The 17,405-nt window shown below is 68.9% G+C and carries 21 protein-coding genes; 8 read left to right on the top strand and 13 right to left on the bottom strand.

The window, feature by feature from the left end:
* Position 1 precedes the first annotated feature (1 nt).
* A complete protein-coding gene (locus AC07X5_RS18845) occupies positions 2-913 on the bottom strand; it encodes a LysR substrate-binding domain-containing protein (protein ID WP_494771373.1) in 912 nt (303 codons plus the stop codon).
* A 181-nt stretch (positions 914-1,094) separates the two neighbouring features.
* Here AC07X5_RS18845 and AC07X5_RS18840 point away from each other — a divergent pair, with 181 nt between their 5' ends.
* The 5 genes from AC07X5_RS18840 to AC07X5_RS18820 are packed head-to-tail and all read left to right on the top strand — an operon-like array spanning position 1,095 to position 5,377.
* A complete protein-coding gene (locus AC07X5_RS18840; protein ID WP_494771372.1) occupies positions 1,095-1,871 on the top strand; it encodes an ABC transporter permease in 777 nt (258 codons plus the stop codon).
* Positions 1,868-2,896, top strand: coding sequence for an ABC transporter ATP-binding protein (locus AC07X5_RS18835; protein ID WP_494771371.1), 1,029 nt, complete (start codon positions 1,868-1,870; stop codon positions 2,894-2,896). Before AC07X5_RS18840 ends, AC07X5_RS18835 begins: the two co-directional genes overlap by 4 nt.
* A 38-nt stretch (positions 2,897-2,934) precedes the next feature.
* On the top strand, positions 2,935-4,026 hold the full coding sequence (locus AC07X5_RS18830; RefSeq protein ID WP_494771370.1) for an extracellular solute-binding protein: 1,092 nt from the start codon (positions 2,935-2,937) through the stop codon (positions 4,024-4,026).
* 15 nt (positions 4,027-4,041) lie between these two features.
* Positions 4,042-4,854 carry an ABC transporter permease gene (locus AC07X5_RS18825; RefSeq protein WP_494771369.1) on the top strand — a complete coding sequence of 271 codons (813 nt, stop codon included), beginning with the start codon at positions 4,042-4,044 and terminating at the stop codon, positions 4,852-4,854.
* Positions 4,814-5,377 carry a TIGR00725 family protein gene (locus AC07X5_RS18820; RefSeq protein WP_494771368.1) on the top strand — a complete coding sequence of 188 codons (564 nt, stop codon included), beginning with the start codon at positions 4,814-4,816 and terminating at the stop codon, positions 5,375-5,377. Before AC07X5_RS18825 ends, AC07X5_RS18820 begins: the two co-directional genes overlap by 41 nt.
* A 4-nt stretch (positions 5,378-5,381) precedes the next feature.
* Here the strand turns inward: AC07X5_RS18820 and AC07X5_RS18815 are convergent, their stop codons facing one another.
* Both AC07X5_RS18815 and AC07X5_RS18810 read right to left on the bottom strand, forming a co-directional pair.
* Positions 5,382-6,041 carry an SMI1/KNR4 family protein gene (locus tag AC07X5_RS18815; RefSeq protein WP_494771367.1) on the bottom strand — a complete coding sequence of 220 codons (660 nt, stop codon included), beginning with the start codon at positions 6,039-6,041 and terminating at the stop codon, positions 5,382-5,384.
* Positions 6,038-7,024, bottom strand: a complete 987-nt coding sequence (locus AC07X5_RS18810) for a helix-turn-helix transcriptional regulator (RefSeq protein ID WP_494771366.1) — start codon at positions 7,022-7,024, stop codon at positions 6,038-6,040. Before AC07X5_RS18810 ends, AC07X5_RS18815 begins: the two co-directional genes overlap by 4 nt.
* Positions 7,025-7,150: 126 nt before the next feature.
* Here AC07X5_RS18810 and AC07X5_RS18805 point away from each other — a divergent pair, with 126 nt between their 5' ends.
* Positions 7,151-7,762, top strand: a complete 612-nt coding sequence (locus tag AC07X5_RS18805; RefSeq protein WP_494771365.1) for a glutathione S-transferase family protein — start codon at positions 7,151-7,153, stop codon at positions 7,760-7,762.
* Positions 7,763-7,795: 33 nt separating this feature from the next.
* On the opposite strand, the gene AC07X5_RS18800 is transcribed toward AC07X5_RS18805, so the two are convergent.
* From AC07X5_RS18800 to AC07X5_RS18760, 9 genes are all read right to left on the bottom strand, one after another.
* Complete coding sequence (locus AC07X5_RS18800) at positions 7,796-9,061, bottom strand: putative Na+/H+ antiporter (protein WP_494771364.1); 1,266 nt, start codon at positions 9,059-9,061, stop codon at positions 7,796-7,798.
* 117 nt (positions 9,062-9,178) lie between these two features.
* A complete protein-coding gene (locus AC07X5_RS18795) occupies positions 9,179-10,003 on the bottom strand; it encodes a LytR/AlgR family response regulator transcription factor (protein ID WP_494771363.1) in 825 nt (274 codons plus the stop codon).
* Entirely contained in the window at positions 10,000-11,088 is a 1,089-nt protein-coding gene (locus AC07X5_RS18790; protein ID WP_409960992.1) for a sensor histidine kinase, read from the bottom strand. The genes AC07X5_RS18795 and AC07X5_RS18790 overlap by 4 nt, the downstream gene beginning before the upstream one ends.
* Before the next feature lies 1 nt (position 11,089).
* Positions 11,090-11,386, bottom strand: coding sequence for a 2TM domain-containing protein (locus AC07X5_RS18785; RefSeq protein ID WP_409960991.1), 297 nt, complete (start codon positions 11,384-11,386; stop codon positions 11,090-11,092).
* Between the two features lie 28 nt (positions 11,387-11,414).
* Entirely contained in the window at positions 11,415-11,567 is a 153-nt protein-coding gene (locus AC07X5_RS18780) for a hypothetical protein (protein ID WP_409960990.1), read from the bottom strand.
* A 28-nt stretch (positions 11,568-11,595) separates the two neighbouring features.
* Entirely contained in the window at positions 11,596-11,847 is a 252-nt protein-coding gene (locus AC07X5_RS18775) for a hypothetical protein (RefSeq protein WP_494771362.1), read from the bottom strand.
* Between the two features lie 20 nt (positions 11,848-11,867).
* Positions 11,868-12,164 (bottom strand): 2TM domain-containing protein, encoded by a 297-nt coding sequence (locus AC07X5_RS18770; protein ID WP_409960988.1) that lies wholly within the window; start codon positions 12,162-12,164, stop codon positions 11,868-11,870.
* A gap of 36 nt (positions 12,165-12,200) precedes the next feature.
* Positions 12,201-12,776, bottom strand: a complete 576-nt coding sequence (locus AC07X5_RS18765; protein ID WP_409960987.1) for a DUF6622 family protein — start codon at positions 12,774-12,776, stop codon at positions 12,201-12,203.
* A gap of 56 nt (positions 12,777-12,832) precedes the next feature.
* Positions 12,833-13,243, bottom strand: a complete 411-nt coding sequence (locus tag AC07X5_RS18760) for a DUF2306 domain-containing protein (protein ID WP_409960986.1) — start codon at positions 13,241-13,243, stop codon at positions 12,833-12,835.
* A 208-nt stretch (positions 13,244-13,451) separates the two neighbouring features.
* Here AC07X5_RS18760 and AC07X5_RS18755 point away from each other — a divergent pair, with 208 nt between their 5' ends.
* The gene (locus AC07X5_RS18755; protein WP_409956996.1) at positions 13,452-14,276 is read left to right on the top strand and encodes an undecaprenyl-diphosphate phosphatase; all 825 of its coding nucleotides are present in this window, start codon (positions 13,452-13,454) and stop codon (positions 14,274-14,276) included.
* Between the two features lie 192 nt (positions 14,277-14,468).
* Complete coding sequence (locus AC07X5_RS18750) at positions 14,469-15,794, top strand: diguanylate cyclase domain-containing protein (RefSeq protein ID WP_494771361.1); 1,326 nt, start codon at positions 14,469-14,471, stop codon at positions 15,792-15,794.
* A gap of 16 nt (positions 15,795-15,810) precedes the next feature.
* Here the strand turns inward: AC07X5_RS18750 and AC07X5_RS18745 are convergent, their stop codons facing one another.
* Positions 15,811-17,316 carry an FAD-binding oxidoreductase gene (locus tag AC07X5_RS18745; RefSeq protein WP_494771360.1) on the bottom strand — a complete coding sequence of 502 codons (1,506 nt, stop codon included), beginning with the start codon at positions 17,314-17,316 and terminating at the stop codon, positions 15,811-15,813.
* Between the last annotated feature and the right edge of the window lie 89 nt (positions 17,317-17,405).

Here is a 17,405-nt window from a genome sequence, read left to right as displayed (position 1 = left end):
GTCAGTCCGCCGACGCGCCGCGCGACTGCGCGCCTTCGCCCAGAATCCATTCGCGGAAAGCGGCGAAGGCCGGCAGGTCCAGCCGGTCGGGCCGGTAGCACAGGTAGTGGCCCTGGTCCACGCGCACCGGGCTGCCGCAGGGGCTGAGCAGCGAGCCTTCGGCGAATTCCTTTTGCACCAGCAGGGCCGGCACCAGCCCGATGCCCAGGCCGTTGAGCGCCGCCTGGATCAGGGCCGAGTACTGGGCGAAGCGCGGGCCTGCGAGGGTCTGCACCTCGGGCACACCGTGCTGTGCGGCCCACTGCCGCCAGGCGGTGGGCGCGCCCTCGTGGTGCAGCAGGGTGTGGCCCAGGAGGTCGGTGGGCTGGGCGATGCGGTTGCGGCCCTCGACCAGGCTGCGCGCCACGATGAGCACGAACTCGCGACCTGCGATGTACTCGGACACCACGCCCGGCCAGCCGTCGGGGCCGTAGCGGATGGCCGCATCCACCCCGGCAGGGATGCCGTCGCTGGGCTCTAGGTGGCGGCTGAAGCTCAGCATCACATGGCGGCTTTGCTGGCTGAAGGCCGGCAGCCGCGGGATCAGCCATTTGGTGAGGAAGGTGGGCACGCTGGCCAGCGTGAGCAGGCCCGCCCCGGCATCGCCCGAGCGGGCCTCGAAGGTCGCGGCCTCGATGGCGCGCAGCCCGCCCGAGATCTTCTGCCAGTACACGCGGCCCTGGGGCGTGAGCTCCACGCCGCGCCCGTTCTTCTGCAGCAACTGCCGGTCCAGGAAGGCCTCCAGCCCCGCCACCTGCTTGCTGACCGCGCTGGCCGTGATGCACAGCGCGCCCGCGGCCAGGGTGATGCTCTGGTGGCGTGCCACGGCGTCGAAGGCCAGCAGTTCCTGGATGGTGGGGCAGTCGCGCTTCATAGCCGGGGTTGGTGAAAGCTGTGTGAAAAACGTTTTCCAATTGCTCAAGTGTCCTCATCCAGGTTTCAGCCATCATGGGGCGGTCTCTCCCTAGAATTTGGGCAGGTGCTGCAGCAAGCCTGCGGCGAACACTGGCGCATGCGGAAAGTATGCCGGTAATTGGGGCATTGGAGGCAACAAGGTGATCCGCGGTATTTCCATCGTCTACGGCGTGTACCTGCTGCTGCCCATCGCGCTGCTGCTGGTGGGCAGCGTGGGCGGCAGCTGGACCAATACGTTGCTGCCCAGCGGCGTCACCGGCCAGTGGTACCAGGACCTGTGGCTGGACAGCTCGTTCCGCAAGGCCTTCGTGAGCAGCCTGGTGGTGGCACTCTCCGCCTGCGCCATCAACACCGTGCTGGCCCTGCCGCTGGCCTATGCGCTCTACCACGGCGCGCGGCGCGGCGGTGGCCTGGCGGCGCGCATCGTGAGCGCCATGCCCGTGGCCGTGCCTGCCATCACCCTGGCCTTCGGCTACATGGTGGTCTTCAACACCGATCTGGCGCCCTGGCTGGGCTCCATGCCGCTGCTCATCGCGGCGCACGCCATCCTCACGCTGCCCTACCTCACCAACACCTTGCTGGCCGATCTGCGCCACCTGGACCTGCACCGGCTGGAGCAGGCCGCCGCCACGCTGGGCGCCTCGGGCTGGCAGCAGTTCACGGGCATCGTGCTGCCCAGCCTGCGCCAGAGCCTGCTCAGCGGCCTGGTCATGGTGGCGGCCATCTCGGTGGGCGAGTTCGGTGTGTCCAACCTGCTCACCAGCTTCCAGAACCGCACCTACCCGGTCGTGCTGCTGCAGGCCTTCTACGGTGCCACGGGCTTTGCCTGCGCCGCCACGGTGGTCCTGCTGGTGCTGGCGGGCGCGTCGGCGCTGCTGTCCTCTTCCCTCGTCCAAGCCCGCAAAGAGCACCCATGAGCCTCGTCCTCGACAATGTCAGCTACCACTACCCCGGCAGCACGCAGGGCCTGCACGCCGTGTCCCTGGACGTGCGCGCGGGCGAGCTGGTGGCGGTGATCGGCCCCAGCGGCTCGGGCAAGTCCACCTTGCTCAAGCTGGTGTCGGGCCTGGAAACCGGCCACACGGGCCGCATCGTCTTTGGCGGGCAGGACATGTCGGCAATGCCCGTGCACCAGCGCCGCATGGGCATGGTGTTCCAGAACTATGCGCTGTTCCCGCACCTGTCGGTGCTGGACAACGTGGCCTACGGCCTCAAGCTGCGCAAGGTGGCCGTGGCCGAGCGCCACCGGCGCGCGCGGGAGCTGCTCGACATCGTGGGCCTGGCGGGCTACGCGCAGCGCGGCATCGCCCAGCTCTCGGGCGGGCAGCAGCAGCGCGTGGCGCTGGCGCGGGCCCTGGCCATCGACCCGCAGGCCCTGCTGCTCGACGAGCCGCTCTCGGCCCTGGATGCCAGCGTGCGCGGCCACCTGCGCGATGAGATCCGCGCCATCCAGCAGCGCTTTGGCGCCACCACGCTGTTGGTCACGCACGACCAGGAGGAGGCCCTGGTCATGGCCGACCGCGTGGCCATGCTCAAGGACGGGCGCCTCTTGCAGATCGCCACGCCGCGCGAACTCTACGAGCAGCCCGCGAGCCGCGCGGTTGCCGAATTCGTGGGGCTGTCCACCATCTTGCCGGGCAAGGTCAGCGCGCCGGGCCGGGTGGACCTGGGTTTTGCCGAGCTCATCGCCCACACGGGCGCGCGCGCCGTGGGCACGGCGCTGCACGCGATGGTGCGTCCTGAGCATGTGCGCCCCGACCCTGCGCCGGGCAGCGTGAACCGGCTGGAGGGACGCACCGGTGCCCAGCGCTACCTGGGTGCGCTCACGCGCTACGACTTTGCAGTGCCCGGTGCGGGAAAGCCGTTTCTCGCCGAGTCGGCCCTGCCGGCCGCCGAAGCGATTGCCATCGCCCCGGAGCACATCCGCCTGCTCGACCTTTGATTTCCTTCCCGAACCATTCCCACCGAGGAGCCTTCACCATGCAACGCAGACAACTGATCCAGGCCGCCGGCGCACTGCCAGCGCTGTCATTCGCGACGCTCGCCGCCCGCACCGCCTTCGCCTTCGACGGCCTCGAGCTCTATGCGGGCGAAAAGGCCTTGTACGCCGAGGCGCAGAAGGAAGGCCTGTGCGTCTCCTTCGACACCGGGCCTGAATGGGCCAACTGGAAGTCGCTGTTCCGGGACTTCAAGAAGCGCTACCCCGAGATCGAGCTGACCTACAACGACATCGGCTCGGCCGCCACGGTGGTGGCGCTCGAAAAGACCAAACGCCGCCCGCAGGCCGACACGGCCTACTACTTCGCCGCCTCGGCCGTAGATGCGGCGAAGAAGGACGTGGTCGCGCCCTTCAAGCCCGTCAACTTCGACAAGCTGCCGCCCGTGTTCCGCGAGGCCGAAGGCCGCTGGTTCACCATCCACACGCTGAACATCGCCTTCCTGGTCAACAAGAAGCTGGTGAAGAACGTGCCCACGGGTTGGGCCGACCTGCTCAAGCCCGAGTTCAAGAACACCGTGGTCTACCTGGACCCGCGCTCCACCGGCATCGGCCAGGTGCTGACCTTTGCCGCTGCGTATGCCAACTGCGGCAGCGTGGACAACGTGCAGCCCGGCACCGACTACCTGGGCAAGCTGCATGCCGCCGGCAACGTGCTGCGTGTGGAAGGCACCACGCCCTACGCCAAGTTCCTCAAGGGCGAGATCCCCGTGTGGATCAGCTACGAGAACGATGGCCTCAAGGCCAAGCACGTTGACGGTATGGGCGATGCGGTGGAGGTGGTCATCCCCAAGGAGGCCAGCGTGGCTGCGCCCTATGCGATCAGCCTGGTCAAGAACGGGCCCAACCCCAATGCCGGCAAGCTCTGGCTCAACTTCATCACGAGCGAAGCCGGCCAGTCGCTGTTTGCCCAGGGCTTTGTGCGCCCCGCCGTGCCCGGCACGCCGCTGTCTGCCGACGTGGCCGCCAAGATGCCGGCCGCTCCGCAGATCCGCCCGCTCGATGTGGTGAAAGCCTCCGAGCGCAAGGCCGACGTGGACCGCCTGTGGGCGCAGGCCGCGCTGGGCAACAAGTAAGAGGGGCCGGCCCGCATGCGACGCTTCGGCGCCTGGCCCGCATGGGCCTTCATGGCGCTCTTCTTCGCGGTGCCCCTGGCGGCGCTGCTGCCCGAGGCCTTTGGCGACGGCGCCAGCGCCTTCGGGCGGCTGTTCGGCAACCCGCTGTTCATGGGTGCGCTGCGCAACACGCTGGCCCTGGGGCTGGCAGCGGGCGCGGTGTCGGCGCTGGCGGGCACCTGCATCGCCATCGAGCTGGCGCGCCAGCCCGCTGCGCGGCGCCAGTGGATGATGGCCCTCTTGGGATTGCCGCTGGCCTTCTCAGGCCTGGTGATCGCCTATGGCTTCATCCTGGCCTTCGGGCGCGCGGGCTTCGTCACGCAGCTGCTGGCGGGCCTGGGCGGTGACCCGGCGGTGATCGGCAGCTGGATCTACAGCGTCTCGGGCCTGGGCGTGGCCTATGCCTACTACCTGATCCCGCGCGTGGCGCTGTCGCTGTACCCGGTGTTCGCCAACCTGGACCTGCGCCCCGCGCAGGCCGCGCGCACGCTGGGCGCATCGCGCGCGCGGGCCTTCTGGGACACGGTGGTGCCCGAGGTGGCGCCCTCGGTGCTGTCGAGCGCCTGCATGGTGGCCGCCATTGCCATGGGCACCTACGGCACCGCGCTGGCACTGGTGGGCACGCAGCTCAACATCCTGCCGCTGATGCTGCTGGCCCAGGTCAGCGATGGCGGCTCGGATTTCGCGGTGGCGGCGGCCTTGTCGCTGGTGCTGATGGTGGTGTGTGTGGTGGTGATGGGAGTGGGTGATGTCTTTACGCGAAAGCGCGAGCGCCGTGCAGGCCATTGAAGCGTGGCCGGTGCCGCTGCTGCAGGCGCTGCAGCGCCTGGCCCTGAAGCAGAAAAGCCCGGGGCGCCACCGCCAGCCCGTGGCCTTGATCGGGCCCGGCGATGCGGGCGAGGCCGAGTGCGCCGCCGCCCATGCCGTGGCCCATGCGCTGGCCGGCGCCGGCATGGTGGTCATCTGCGGCGGGCGCGGCGGTGTCATGGCCGCCGCATCGCGCGGCGCGACCGAGGCCGGAGGCATGGCCGTGGGCATCCTGCCCGAGGACGACGATGCCAACGCCAACGAATGGCTGAGTGTGGCCGTGCCCACCGGCATGGGCGAGATGCGCAACGCCATCATCGCGCGCAGCGGCGTGTGCCTGGTGGCCATCGGCAGCAACCTGGGCACCCTGTCGGAGATGGCCCTGGGCCTCAAGTGGGGCAAGCCGGTGTTCGAGCTCTACGGCGGCGTGCAGTTGCCCGGTGCCGTGCCGGCCAGCGATGTGAACGATTTGCTGGCCAAAGTGCTGGCCTGCCTTCTGGCGTAGCGGCTCAGTCCTCGGATTCCAAGGACAGATCCAGCGCATCTTCCAGCGCCCACAGCGCGTCGTCGCTGAGCGCGCCCACGAAGACGCGCAGGCCGTCGCTCCATTCCACCACGCAGGCGGCGTGGCCGGGCTGCACATAGGCGCGCATTTCGTTGACCGTTCCCACAAAGTGCCAGCCGGCCTTCAGCGCCGCCTCGGTACCGGGCCCGGCCAGGCCCGATGCGCCATGCGGCAGGGCCTCGCCGAAGCTGCACTGCCAGGCCAGCATGGTGGCGATGAACTCCGAGCAACTGTCGCACACCCGGTGCCACTCGGTGGCATGGCCCGTAGTGGTGATCCATACCGGCGGGTCGTCGCCGGCATCGGGCCCGCAGTCCACGCCGTAGCGCACCACGTCCTGGTTCTCTGCCACGAAGACCAGCTTGCCCTCCTGAAGGCTCCAGTCGGCCGGGAGCAGGAACTGGTCGTACACCGCGGTGAAATCGCGCGCGTTGCCGGCCAGAAGGTAGAAGTCGCGCAGCGCCTGCGGCGCGGCCAGGTCCAGGGCCTGCTCGGCCTTGTCGATGGCATGCGGGTCCACCGCGTCCATGGGCCGCAGCGTGCGGCCGAGTATCTGGAACAGTTCGGGGTAGGGCAGGTGCGGCATGGGGGCTTCGGTGCTCATGGCGAAGGTGCCATGGTGCCAGACCCACGCGCCAGGCCGCGCGCCACGCGTTCTGTGGAGGCCTGCAAATACTCGCGCAGGCTCTGGGGTTCCAGCACCTCGAACTCCACCTGCAGCGCCAGCAGCCAGTACACCAGCGTGCCCTGCTGGTGCGCACCGCAGGCCAGCACGCAGCGCTCCGCGTCCAGGGCCTGCAGCACGCCGGCCGAAGCCGGGATGCGCCGCGCCATGGTGGCCAGCGGCTGGTGCAGCACCACGCGCGCCTGCTCCGGGAACTGCGACAGCGCCACCGAGCGCGCAACATAGGCCCGGAGATCGCCTCCGTCCGGCCCGGGGCGCGGGGCGAAGTGGGCGCCGGCCGCCGCATCGCCCACGATGCGGTCCACGCGGAAGCTGCGCCAGTCGCCGCGCGCCGGGTCCCAGGCCACCAGGTACCAGCGCTGGCCGGTGTGCACCAGGCCCTGGGGTTCCACCGAGCGCTGGCTGGCCTGGCCCTTGGCGTCCAGGTAGGCGAACTCCACCCGCAACTGGTCGCGGCAGGCAGCGGCCAGCACGGCGAGCGCCGCCGCCTGCACCGTGGGGCCCATGTGCTCGGTGGGCAGGATGGCCGAGCGCAGTGCGTCGATGCGCTTGCGCAGGCGCGAAGGCATCACCTGCTCGAGCTTGACCAGGGCGCGCAGCGAGCTTTCCTCCACCCCGCCGACGGTGCCTGCCGTGGCCATGCGCAGGGCGATCGCCACCGCCAGGGCTTCCTCGTCGTCGAGCAGCAGCGGCGGCAAGGCCTGGCCCGCGCGGAAGGCGTAGCCGCCGGCCACGCCGCTGCTGGCGTGGATGGGGTAGCCCAGCTCACGCAGGCGGTCGATGTCGCGGCGCAGCGTGCGGGGGTGGATCTCCAGGCGCTCGGCCAGTTCGGGGCCGGCCCAGTGGCTGCGGGTCTGCAGCAGGGAGAGCACGCGCAGAAGGCGGGAGGACGAGGACAGCATGGAATCGACTGTACGTTGAATCGAGGGCGGAATCTGTCCGCAATGCATCCTACATTGCATCCACGTTCACGGCGCAGTGCCGAAACGGTTTGAACCTCTCAAAAACCCGACTTCAAGGAGTTTTCCATGTCCATCGTTCTCTACTGGCACCCCATGTCCAGCGCTACCCCCGTTGCCAACGCACTGGTCGAGCTGGGCCTTCCCCATGAGCGCGTCACCCTGGACCTGCAGGCCGGCGACCAGCGCCGGCCCGAGTTCCTGGCCCTGAACCCCAATGGCAAGGTGCCCACCGTGGTGGTGGACGGCAACCCCATGTTCGAGACCCTGGCGATCCATTTCTGGCTGGCTGGCAAGTACGGCGTGGAGCGCGGCCTGTGGCCCGAGGACGGCACGCCCGAAAGGATGCAGGCCATGTCCTGGGCGACCTGGGCCTATGTGACCTATGGCGCCGTGCTGGTGCGCCTGCAACTGTCCACGCAGGGCGACGCGGCGCTGCGCAGCGAGGTTTGGGCGGACGCCGCGCGCAAGGGCCTGGACCAACTGCTGGCCGTGCTCGACGCACGCCTGGCCGCCCAGCCCTGGATGCTGGGCGCGGACTATTCGCTGGTGGACCTGATCGTGGGCGCGGTCATCGGCTACAGCGCCTTCATCGGCGCCCCCGTGGCCGCCCACCCGCATGTGCAGGCCTGGCTGGAGCGGGTGCAGGCGCGGCCCGCCATGCAGCTCAAGGCGGATTGATCGGGCGACGCGAAGACTTGGTTTTGCGTTGACCTATAGCACGAGGAACGCGGCCGCCGCCACGGCCGTGGGCAGCAGCGCCCCCAGCAGCAGGCCCACCGCGCCCACGCTGCCGTCCGTGAACCCGCCCTTGAGCAGGGCCACACCGGCCGGGTTGGGCGCGTTGGCGATCACCGTGAGGCCGCCGCCGGCCACGGCGCCGGCCACCAGCATGTACTTGGCCGGATCGGAGATGCCCTCGATCAGCGAGCCCAGGTAGGTCAGGGCCGCATTGTCGGTGATGGCCGTCAGGCCCAGAGCGCCTGCGAACAGGGCCAGCGGCTGCAGGCCCGAGACGATGGGCTGCAGCCACCATTGCTGCATGCCGCCCAGCACCACCAGGCCCGCAAGGAAGAAACCCACGAGCAGGGCTTCCTTGAGGATCAGCGGCGTCTGGTGCTGTGCATAGGCCTGGGTGTAGCCCAGGAACATGAGGAACAGCGCCAGGAACACCACCGGATGGTGGGCGAACACCACCACGGCAGCCAGCAGACCCAGGTGCACGGCCACCACGGCCAGGGGCACGGCTGGCTGTGCGGGCCCAGCCGTGCCTTCTTCTCCCGGCGCGGGCCGCAGGTGGCTGCGCAGCACGAAGGTGCAGACCGTGGCGTTGACCAGCACGGCCAGGGCCGCCTTCCAGCCGAATGTAACCAGCATGAATGCGCTGTCCCACTGCCAGGTGCTGGCCACCATGAGCACTGGGGGTGCGGCGTAGGATGTGAGCGTGCCACCGATGGACACGTTGACGAACAGCGTGCCCAGGGCGAAGTACTTCACCCGGTCGGGCACGGCACGGCGAAAGATCTGCGGCGCCAGCATCAGTGCGGCGATGGTCATGGCCGCCGGCTCGGTGATGAGCGAACCGAGCAGCGGCACGGCCGCCAGGCCCAGCCAGGCGCTGGCCAGCGGCGTGGGCACGGGCAGGTGCCGGGCCAGGGTGTCCACCACGGCCACCACGCTGCGCAGCACCGGGCTGGAAGCCGCGATCACCATGACCACGAAGACGAACAGGGGCTCGGTGTAGTTGCGCGATTCGGCGTAGTCCAGTGCCTGGCTGCCGCCGGAGACGAAGGCCATGGCAAGGACCAGCACGATGGCCCAGAAGCCGAAGACGACCTCGACCTCGCCGAGCAGATGGAACAGGCCGGAATGGCGGGGATAGCGGTGCGCCAGGTGCTCGAACAGGCCGGCGGCAAAGGTGTGGAGCAGGGCGATGCCGAAGATGGCAGCGGCAATCCAGTGGATGGCTTGGGGTTGCATGGGCAGAAATTTCCAGACGCAGACAGACCGCGTGGCGGCCCGACCGACGCTGAACCTGCCGCGCCCCTCCAGCGCGTACACCCAGCGGTTATTTTACCAAACGCCCCAAGAGAAGGCTTACATCGCCTTGAACAGGTGCGCGTAGAGCCGGCTCACGGCCAGCTTCTCGGGCCGGCCCGCCAGCGCCAGGTGCAGCTTGCCGGCCTCGTCGCGCGTGACCGTGGTGATGGCGCTGGCGCGCACCAGGGTGCTGCGGTGGACCTGCCAGAACACGCTGGTGTCGAGCTGCTCGGTGAGTTCCTTGAGCGGGGTGCGGATCAGGAACTCGCGCGCGGCCGTGAGCACGCGCACGTATTTGTCGGCCGCCTCGAAGTACAGCACCTCGGCCACCGGCACCATGTGGATCTGGTTGCCGCTGCTGGCCTGGATCACCGTGAGGGGCGCGGCGGCGGGCGGGCTGGCCGCCGGTGCCGCCGCGGCGACGCCGGGGGCGGCCAGCAGGTGGCGCAGCTGGGCCATGGTGGCTTCGAGCGCATCGGGTGCAGGGGCCTTGGCGGCCAGGGCCTGCTGCAGCTTCTGCACGGTTTTCTGCAATCGCGCGGCCTGCACCGGCTTGAGCAGGTAGTCCACGGCCTGGGCCTCGAAGGCCTGCACGGCGTACTGGTCGTAGGCGGTCACGAAGACCAGGGCAGGGAAGGGCTTGTCGGCGGGCCAGGCGTCGGCCAGCTCCACGGCGGCATCCAGCCCGCTTTGGCCCGGCATGCGGATGTCGAAGAACAGCACCTCGGGCTGCAGGGCCAGGGCCTGGCGCACGGCCGAGAGGCCATCGCCCACGGTGGCGGCAACCTGCAGTTGCGGCCAGGCACGGGCCAGCTCCTGCTGCAGGGCCGCTGCCAGCAGGGGCTCGTCTTCGGCGATCAGGGCGCGTGGGGTGGTGGTCATGCGGGTGCGGACAAGGGATAGGTGATGGTGGCGCGCGTGCCCTTGGGGGTATTGGCGGCCAGCGTGAACTGCCCGGCATCGCCGTGCAGCGTGGCCAGGCGCTCGCGCACCTGGGCCAGGCCGAAGCTGGTGCCCGGGCTGGTGGCGGCCGGCTGCGGGGCCGCGCCCAGCCCGGCACCGGTGTCGCTCACCTGCAGCACCAGCAGCGTCCTGCCCTCGGGGCCGCTCTGGGTGCGCGCCTGCACGGTGATGTGGCCGCCTTCCACCTCGGGCTCGAGCCCGTGGCGGATGGCGTTTTCCACCAGCGGCTGCAGCAGCAGCGGGGGCACGGGCAGATCGCGCAGCGCCTGCGGCAGGTCCAGCGTGTAGGCCATGCGCGGGCCCATGCGCACGGCCATCAGTTCCAGGTAGTCCGCCAGGCGCTGGAACTCGTCGCCCAGCGGGTGCTGGGTGCTGCGCGAGGCGTTCAGCGTGGCGCGCAGGTAGGCGATCATGCGGTCCAGCATCTCCTGCGCGCGCACCGGGTCGGTGCCGATCAGCACGCGCAGGTTGGCCAGGGTGTTGAACAGCATGTGCGGTTCCAGCTGGGTTTCCAGCAGCTTGAGCTGGGCCTCGGTGGCCTGGCTGTGCACCTCGGCCATGCGCGCCTGCAGCCAGGCGCTCTTGCCGTTCACATAGAAATAGTAGCTGATGACGGTGCCCGCCACCACGGTGATGCCGATGGAGATGCGCAACTGCGCACGCCCCTCGGTATCCCACGACGAGACACCGCACGACCAGTCGGCCAGCAGGGTGCCGCCCAGGTAGCCGAGCACGATGCCGACCAGGGGCAGCGCCACGCCGGCAAAGCCCTTGGGCCAGCCGTATTCGTGGCTGGAGGGAAACAGGTGGCGGCCGAAGTCGATCAGCGCCCAAGTGAGGGTGCCGATGGCCAGCGAGTAGGTGGCAGGGATGTAGTAGGGCTTCTCGGGCCGGAAGGCGTACTGGATGCCCGAGATCGCCAGGCAGAAGGCCAGGGTCTGCAGCAGCCGCTGGAGCTTGTCGATCCAGTCGATCTTCAGGGGCAGCGCGCTGGCCGGGGCCATGTCAGTGATCGCCGCGATCGCGCAGCAGGCGCTCGCGTTCCTTCTGCACCATGCGCTCGCGCAGGCCGCTGCCGGTGCCCAGCACGAACACCGAGACGCCGTGCAGCGCCAGCCCCAACCCCCAGCCCAGCAGCGGGTAGACCGACCAGGGCCGGTTGCCGAAGCCGTAGCGCGACATGGAAAACACCACGATGTTGACCACCACGAACAGGATGGCATGCATGTACCAGCCGAGCTTGGCGCCGGCGCGCTTGCGGGCGAGTTGCTCGATGGCTTCAGGGGTCAGGGGTGCGGTCATGGATGGGGTGATTCTAGGGGGCACGCGCTCATCCGGCGCGGCGCAGTCCTGCGGTTGCGCCGGGCAGCCGCAGGGCGCAGGCCAGCACGGCGGCCGACAAGGTGCGGCCGCCCGCCAGGCGCAGCGGGTGGTCGGGTGGCAGCAGGCCGAGCAGGGCCAGGGTGGCGGCGATCGTCAGCATGAAGAGGCTCCGGTAGGGGCGTTGGGTGTCAGCGGGCAGGCGACGGAGCCAGCAGGTGCCGCTCGAAGTGGCGCACGATCTTGCTGTCCACCGCGCGCATCTGGCCGCGGTCAAAGCCGGGCGGGTCGCCCAGCAGGCGCACGGCCAGGTCGGACATCCGGGCCAGCGGCGGCTGGGGTGAGAGCAGGGCGGCGATCTCCCTGAGGCCTACCCCGGCCTGGGCCAGGCCGACGGACAGGGCCAGCAGGCCTGCCAGTGCCAGGTGGGTGGACTTGCGCATGGCGGTCTCCTCGCCTGTGCTCAGGCGCGGTGGTTGTTCTGGACGATGCGCTCGCGCTCGGCCTGGACCATGCGTTCGTGCCAGTTCGAGCCGCCGGCCAGGAAGAACACCACCATGCCATGCACCAGCAGGCCGATGCCCCAGCCGGCGGCTGGAAACACCGCCCAGTGCCGGCCGCTGGACAGCGACAGCGATACCAGCAGCAGGTTGACCAGCACATAGACGGTGGCATGGATGAACCAGCCCAGCTTGGCGCCGGCGCGCTTGCGCGCCAGGTTCTCGATGGGGTCGTCGGACAGGGGGTAGCGGCGGGACATGGTGGTTTTCCTTGGGGTGATGGGGCGAAGGGTGGGTCAGGCGGCGGCGTGGCCGGATGCCGTGCGTGCAGCCTGGGGTGCCAGGGCCAGGCACCACAGGCGGGCCGAGCGAGCGATGAACAAGCCGTTGAAGACGCCGTACAGGGCTGCGATCTCCAGGTCGAAGGTGGCGTCGTGGGCCAGGGCCGGTTGCATGGCCATCTCGATGCCGACCAGGTACTTGGTCAGAAAGATGCCCAGGATCAGCAGCAGGGGCAGCGGGCTGCCGGGCATGTGGAAGCTGCGCGAATCGGCCAGGTAGCGGGTGCCGGCGGGCACGGCGGGCCGCAGCACCAGGGTGAGGGTGGCCACGATGGCGGCGGCAGCCAGCCAGGCGGCCAGGGTGCCCAGCACCTGGCCGGAGCTGCCGAAGGCCGACACCAGCCCATAGACCGAGAACAGGGTCATGGCCACGGGCATCACGGCCACGCGGGTCAGGCTGGCGGTGCGGGCCACCAGCTGGCTGGCACCCAGGGCGACGAGCGCGGCGAGCAGGCCCCAGACCCAGGTGGGGGTCTTCTGCAGCACGGTGGGGAGGGCTTCGGGGTGGTGGATCAGGAGGTCGATGATCATGGTGTTGCTCCGTTGGAGGTAAATGGGGTCGAGGAATGAGGGGGTGGAGGCGGGGCTCAGAGGATTCCCACCTGGCTCCACAGCCACTGGCCGAGCAGGCGGTTGGGCAGCAGGGTGAAAGCGCCTGCCACCAGGCAGGAGCCGATGTAGGTGCCCTGCATGATGCGGCGGTGCGCCGTCACATTGCCGCGCACCAGGAAGTGGAAGGACAGTGCGATGAAGCCCAGGGTGATGGGCACCAGCAGATGGATCAGGCCGAAGCCTGCGAGGCGCGGGCCCTTGTCACCGCTGATGAAGACGGCCGATACGGCGACCATCACCATCAGCGTGACCCAGGCGTACCCGGCGGCGCGGTGCAGGCGCGGGCGCTGGGCGCGGCTGCGGCGGGCCCACAGGGCCAGCGGGCCGATGGCCAGGGCGGCCAGCGCGGCGGCCATGTGGATGGCGATGACGGGGGTGATCTGCATGGTGGGCTCCTGGGGTCAGCTTGCGTCGATGGGCGTACTGTGCCGATCCCGTCCCGGGCCTTCCACCGGCCTGCGACGGAATGCGCGGACGGGGGCGCGAAATGCGGTGGACCGGAGTGGAATGCAGGTGTTTTGGCGCCGGGCGAGGGTGGGCGGGCAGGGATAATCGGCAGCTTTTGACGGCCCTGTGGGCCAAAAGGACGCACGCGTGGACCTCGTTTTGCTGGCCAAGGCCGCCCTCATGGGCGTGGTCGAAGGCCTGACCGAATTTCTCCCCATCTCCTCCACCGGCCACCTGATCCTGGCGGGCTCCCTGCTTGGTTTCGACGATGCCAAGGCCAAGGTCTTCGACATCGCCATCCAGACCGGCGCCATCTTTGCCGTCATCCTGGTGTACTGGCAGAAGATCCGCGCCACCCTGGTGGCCCTGCCGCGCGAGCGCAGCGCGCAGCGCCTGGTGCTCAACGTGCTCATCGGCTTCCTGCCCGCGGTGGTGCTGGGCCTGCTGCTGGGCAAGGCGATCAAGGCGCACCTGTTCATCCCGGTGGTGGTGGCCAGCACCTTCATCCTGGGCGGTTTCATCATCCTGTGGGCCGAAAAGCGCCCGGCCACGGCAACCCGCGTCCACGAGGTGGACGACATGACGCCGCTCGATGCGCTCAAGGTCGGTCTGGTGCAATGCCTGGCCATGGTGCCCGGCACCAGCCGCAGCGGCGCCACCATCATCGGCGGCATGCTGCTCGGGCTGTCGCGCAAGGCGGCCACGGATTTCTCGTTCTTCCTGGCCATGCCCACGCTGATCGGGGCCGGGGTGTACAGCCTGTACAAGGAGCGCGCGCTGCTGTCGGCGGCCGACATCCCGATGTTCGCCACCGGGCTGGTGTTCTCCTTCATCAGCGCCTGGCTGTGCGTGCGCTGGCTGCTGCGCTACATCAGCAGCCACAGCTTCGTGCCGTTTGCCTACTACCGCATCGTGTTCGGCATGGTGGTGCTGATCACTGCCTGGGGTGGGTGGGTGCGCTGGGCCGAGTAGAGATGCTGGTGGTCATGCCGTGACCATGCCCAGGCCGGGAAGGTGATAAGCTGTAATGACGAGGGCGTGCCAACACTCCTTCCGCGGGGGGTGAAATGAATGTTGGCGCGCCATAGCGGTTGCGCTGTCGTGCAGCGCCGACCGTGCTTTCGCTTGGCCACCAGATGATCCTTGCCCCGGGACTTTCGCTACATGACGCCAGATGAGCCAGAAAGATTGCGCCGCCGTGCCAGGCACACCGACTGGTCCAAGGAAGAGTTGCTCGAACTGATCACGAAGAGTGCGGGTGCTACCCTGGCCGCCGTGGACCGGAACCTGCAGATGGTCTACGTGAACGAGGAGTATGCGCGCTGGTTCGGCAGCACACCCGAACTCCTGGTGGGCAAGACCATCATCGACCTGTATGGCGAAAGCGATGCGGCGCGTTTCATGCCCTTCGTCGAGCGGGTGCTCAGCGGTGAGCGGGTGCAGTACCAGCGGCTGCTGCGCACCCCCTACGGCTTCGACGAATGGCGCACCATCTGCCTGACGCCCTGGCCTGCACGCAATGGCGTCATCGACGGCTTCATCACGACCGCGCTCGATGTGCACGAACTGCAGGTGACCATGAACGCGTTGCGCGCCGCCAACCAGCGGCTGTCCTCGCACATGGAAAACAGCCCCCTTGCAGTGCTCGAAATGGACCAGGACCTGCGCCTGCTGCATTGCTCGCAGCGCGCGGTGCAACTGATGGGCTGGCTCCCCCTGGCACACCTGGAGGGGCGGTCGCTCACGCAACTGCTGGGCCACACTGCGGACGAAGGCCTGCACGAGGCACTGCAGCGCCTGCAGGAAGGCCAGGAAGCGCAGAACCGGGCGGAGACCTCCTTCACGCGCCAGGATGGTGCCGAGGTGCACTGCGAGTGGTTCAACTCCGCGCTGACCGACGCCGAGGGGCGCGTGACCTCCATCATGGCCCTGGTGCAGGATGTCTCGGCCAAGATCCAGATCGCGCGCCAGCAGCAGTACCTGGCCAACCACGATTCACTGACAGGGCTATACAACCGCGCCGCCTTCCACAGCCGCCTCGACCAGGCGCTGGCCCGGGTGCGCCACAACGCCGCAGGCTCGGTGGCGCTGCTGTTCATCGACCTCGATGGCTTCAAGCGCGTGAACGACACGGAAGGCCACCGTGCGGGCGACGAGGTGCTGCGCATCGTCGCCCGGCGGCTGGCCGCCACGGTGCGCGGCGAAGACACCATGGCACGGCTGGGCGGCGACGAGTTCCTGGTCATGCTCGACCGCGAGGTCACGCGCGACGTGACCGATGGCATCGGCCAGCGCATCATCAATGCGCTGCACGAGCCCATGTGGGTGGATGGGCGCGCGCTGCACATCGGCGCCAGCATCGGCGTGGCAATGCACCCTCCGCTGGAAGGCGAAACCGACGCCCTCATGAACCGCGCCGACCAGGCCATGTACGCCGCCAAGCGTGCCGGCAAGGGGCGCCTGCACTACGCCCAGCCGGCGCTGCAGTGAGCGCCCGCACCCCGCCTTACACCTGCTTTGGCAGGCGGATGCTCTGCTGGAACTTGAAGAAATTGCTCGGGTCGTACTCCTGCTTGGCCTGCTGCAGGTTCGGGTAGGCCGGGCCCCAGTAGGCATTCTCGAAGTCCTGCAGGCTGGCGTCGGGGTAGTTCTGGTACACGTGCCCGTTGAGGAAGGGTTGCACCAGCTGCATGAACCCGGCCAGCCAGGCCTCGGTCTGTGCGCGCTCGGCCGGGTTGCGCCAGAACACGTCGACCACCAGGTCGGCATCCACGCGGCGGTGGATGAAGGCGCTGGCCTCGACGGGATAGCGGTTGATCGCGCCACCGTAGGGTTCCAGATAGGCCAGCGACCACTGGTTGGGCGAGGTGAGGAAGTAGTCGATGATGGCCTGCCAGTCGGCGGTGGCCAGCGGGCTCGCGATGTAACCCGAGGCCTTGCTCTCTGCGATGCCGTCGGGCAGGTTCTCGGGCAGCGAGTAAGGGTGGTCCTCGAGCCAGACGTTCATGTCCGGGTAGGTGCCGGTCTGGTCTACCAGCAACTGGGCGCTGGGTATGGCCATCAGCGGCGCGATGGCCTGAAGCCCGGCCTCGCGCGTACCGCAGAACATGCCCTGCACCATGGCCACCGGCTGCCCGTTGTGGTAGCCCAGGTTCATCATGTAGCCGAGGGCGTCGGGCGCGCCGCTCTGCATGTAGGCCTGCTGCATCATGGTGAGCACATTCGCACCCTGGCTGATGTCCCAGCCGATGGACCAGGCCCAGACCGTGTCCAGTGGCGCCATGCTGTAGGTCACCTGCAGCAGCACGCCGAAGTTGCCGCCCGTGCCCCCGCGCATGGACCAGTACAGCAGAGGGTTCTCGGTTTCGCTGGCCGTGACGATGCTTCCATCGGCCAGGGCCACCCGCAGAGACTCCACCAGGTCGCTCTGGATGCCGAAGCGCCGCGAGGTGTAGCCGTAGCCGCCACCCTGCACGAAGCCACCCACGCAGACACTGCCGCAGGCGCCCGTGGGCACGTGCCAGCCGGTGTGGTTCATGGCGCCATTGAAATGGTCGAAGTCGGTGCCAGGCAGCACGTGCACGCGCGCGTTCGGCGGGTCGAGCACCACGCCCTTCATGTCGCTCAGGTCCACCACCATGCCGTTGTTGACCGAATAGCCGGCCGTGCTGTGGCCGCCACAGCGCACGGCCACGGCCACCTTGTACTTGCGCGCCACGGCCAGGCATTCGAGCACGTCGTTTTCGACCGCGCAGTAGACGATGATCTTGGGAAACGACTGGAAAGCCGGGTTGGATTCCTGGCGCGCCGCGTTGTAGTCGGGGCTGGTCGGCAGCACCACCCTGCCGACCAGCGCGTGCTCGAGCTCGGCCAGCGCATGCAGCGCGACGGCCGGGTCCGCCGGGCCTTCTTCGGCCGCACAGGACGGGTCGGCCGCAGAGGCCGCAAGGGCATGGAATTGCGCGATGCGCGCAGCTTTGGCGATGCGGGCGGGGCTTTTGCGATGGGCCATGGCACAGGGTCCGTTGGGGAGTTGCGAGACCTTCTGTGTAACTGAAGGCCTGCCTTTTGACCAGCAATGGATGTCCCCAGGCGCCACGG

It is taken from the genome of Acidovorax sp. GW458-11-26-14-TSB4 (assembly GCF_059423865.1).
This window is presented reverse-complemented; position numbering and strand designations above follow the sequence as displayed.

Excerpts from the sequence above, each read along its gene's own strand:
- AC07X5_RS18845 (WP_494771373.1), bottom strand. The coding sequence starts at position 913 with ATGAAGCGCGACTGCCCCACCATCCAGGAACTGCTGGCCTTCGACGCC.
- AC07X5_RS18835 (WP_494771371.1), top strand. The coding sequence starts at position 1,868 with ATGAGCCTCGTCCTCGACAATGTCAGCTACCACTACCCCGGCAGCACG.
- AC07X5_RS18830 (WP_494771370.1), top strand. The coding sequence starts at position 2,935 with ATGCAACGCAGACAACTGATCCAGGCCGCCGGCGCACTGCCAGCGCTG.
- AC07X5_RS18825 (WP_494771369.1), top strand. The coding sequence starts at position 4,042 with ATGCGACGCTTCGGCGCCTGGCCCGCATGGGCCTTCATGGCGCTCTTC.
- AC07X5_RS18820 (WP_494771368.1), top strand. The coding sequence starts at position 4,814 with ATGTCTTTACGCGAAAGCGCGAGCGCCGTGCAGGCCATTGAAGCGTGG.
- AC07X5_RS18815 (WP_494771367.1), bottom strand. The coding sequence starts at position 6,041 with ATGAGCACCGAAGCCCCCATGCCGCACCTGCCCTACCCCGAACTGTTC.
- AC07X5_RS18810 (WP_494771366.1), bottom strand. The coding sequence starts at position 7,024 with ATGCTGTCCTCGTCCTCCCGCCTTCTGCGCGTGCTCTCCCTGCTGCAG.
- AC07X5_RS18805 (WP_494771365.1), top strand. The coding sequence starts at position 7,151 with ATGTCCATCGTTCTCTACTGGCACCCCATGTCCAGCGCTACCCCCGTT.
- AC07X5_RS18800 (WP_494771364.1), bottom strand. The coding sequence starts at position 9,061 with ATGCAACCCCAAGCCATCCACTGGATTGCCGCTGCCATCTTCGGCATC.
- AC07X5_RS18795 (WP_494771363.1), bottom strand. The coding sequence starts at position 10,003 with ATGACCACCACCCCACGCGCCCTGATCGCCGAAGACGAGCCCCTGCTG.
- AC07X5_RS18790 (WP_409960992.1), bottom strand. The coding sequence starts at position 11,088 with ATGGCCCCGGCCAGCGCGCTGCCCCTGAAGATCGACTGGATCGACAAG.
- AC07X5_RS18785 (WP_409960991.1), bottom strand. The coding sequence starts at position 11,386 with ATGACCGCACCCCTGACCCCTGAAGCCATCGAGCAACTCGCCCGCAAG.
- AC07X5_RS18780 (WP_409960990.1), bottom strand. The coding sequence starts at position 11,567 with ATGCTGACGATCGCCGCCACCCTGGCCCTGCTCGGCCTGCTGCCACCC.
- AC07X5_RS18775 (WP_494771362.1), bottom strand. The coding sequence starts at position 11,847 with ATGCGCAAGTCCACCCACCTGGCACTGGCAGGCCTGCTGGCCCTGTCC.
- AC07X5_RS18770 (WP_409960988.1), bottom strand. The coding sequence starts at position 12,164 with ATGTCCCGCCGCTACCCCCTGTCCGACGACCCCATCGAGAACCTGGCG.
- AC07X5_RS18765 (WP_409960987.1), bottom strand. The coding sequence starts at position 12,776 with ATGATCATCGACCTCCTGATCCACCACCCCGAAGCCCTCCCCACCGTG.
- AC07X5_RS18760 (WP_409960986.1), bottom strand. The coding sequence starts at position 13,243 with ATGCAGATCACCCCCGTCATCGCCATCCACATGGCCGCCGCGCTGGCC.
- AC07X5_RS18750 (WP_494771361.1), top strand. The coding sequence starts at position 14,469 with ATGACGCCAGATGAGCCAGAAAGATTGCGCCGCCGTGCCAGGCACACC.
- AC07X5_RS18745 (WP_494771360.1), bottom strand. The coding sequence starts at position 17,316 with ATGGCCCATCGCAAAAGCCCCGCCCGCATCGCCAAAGCTGCGCGCATC.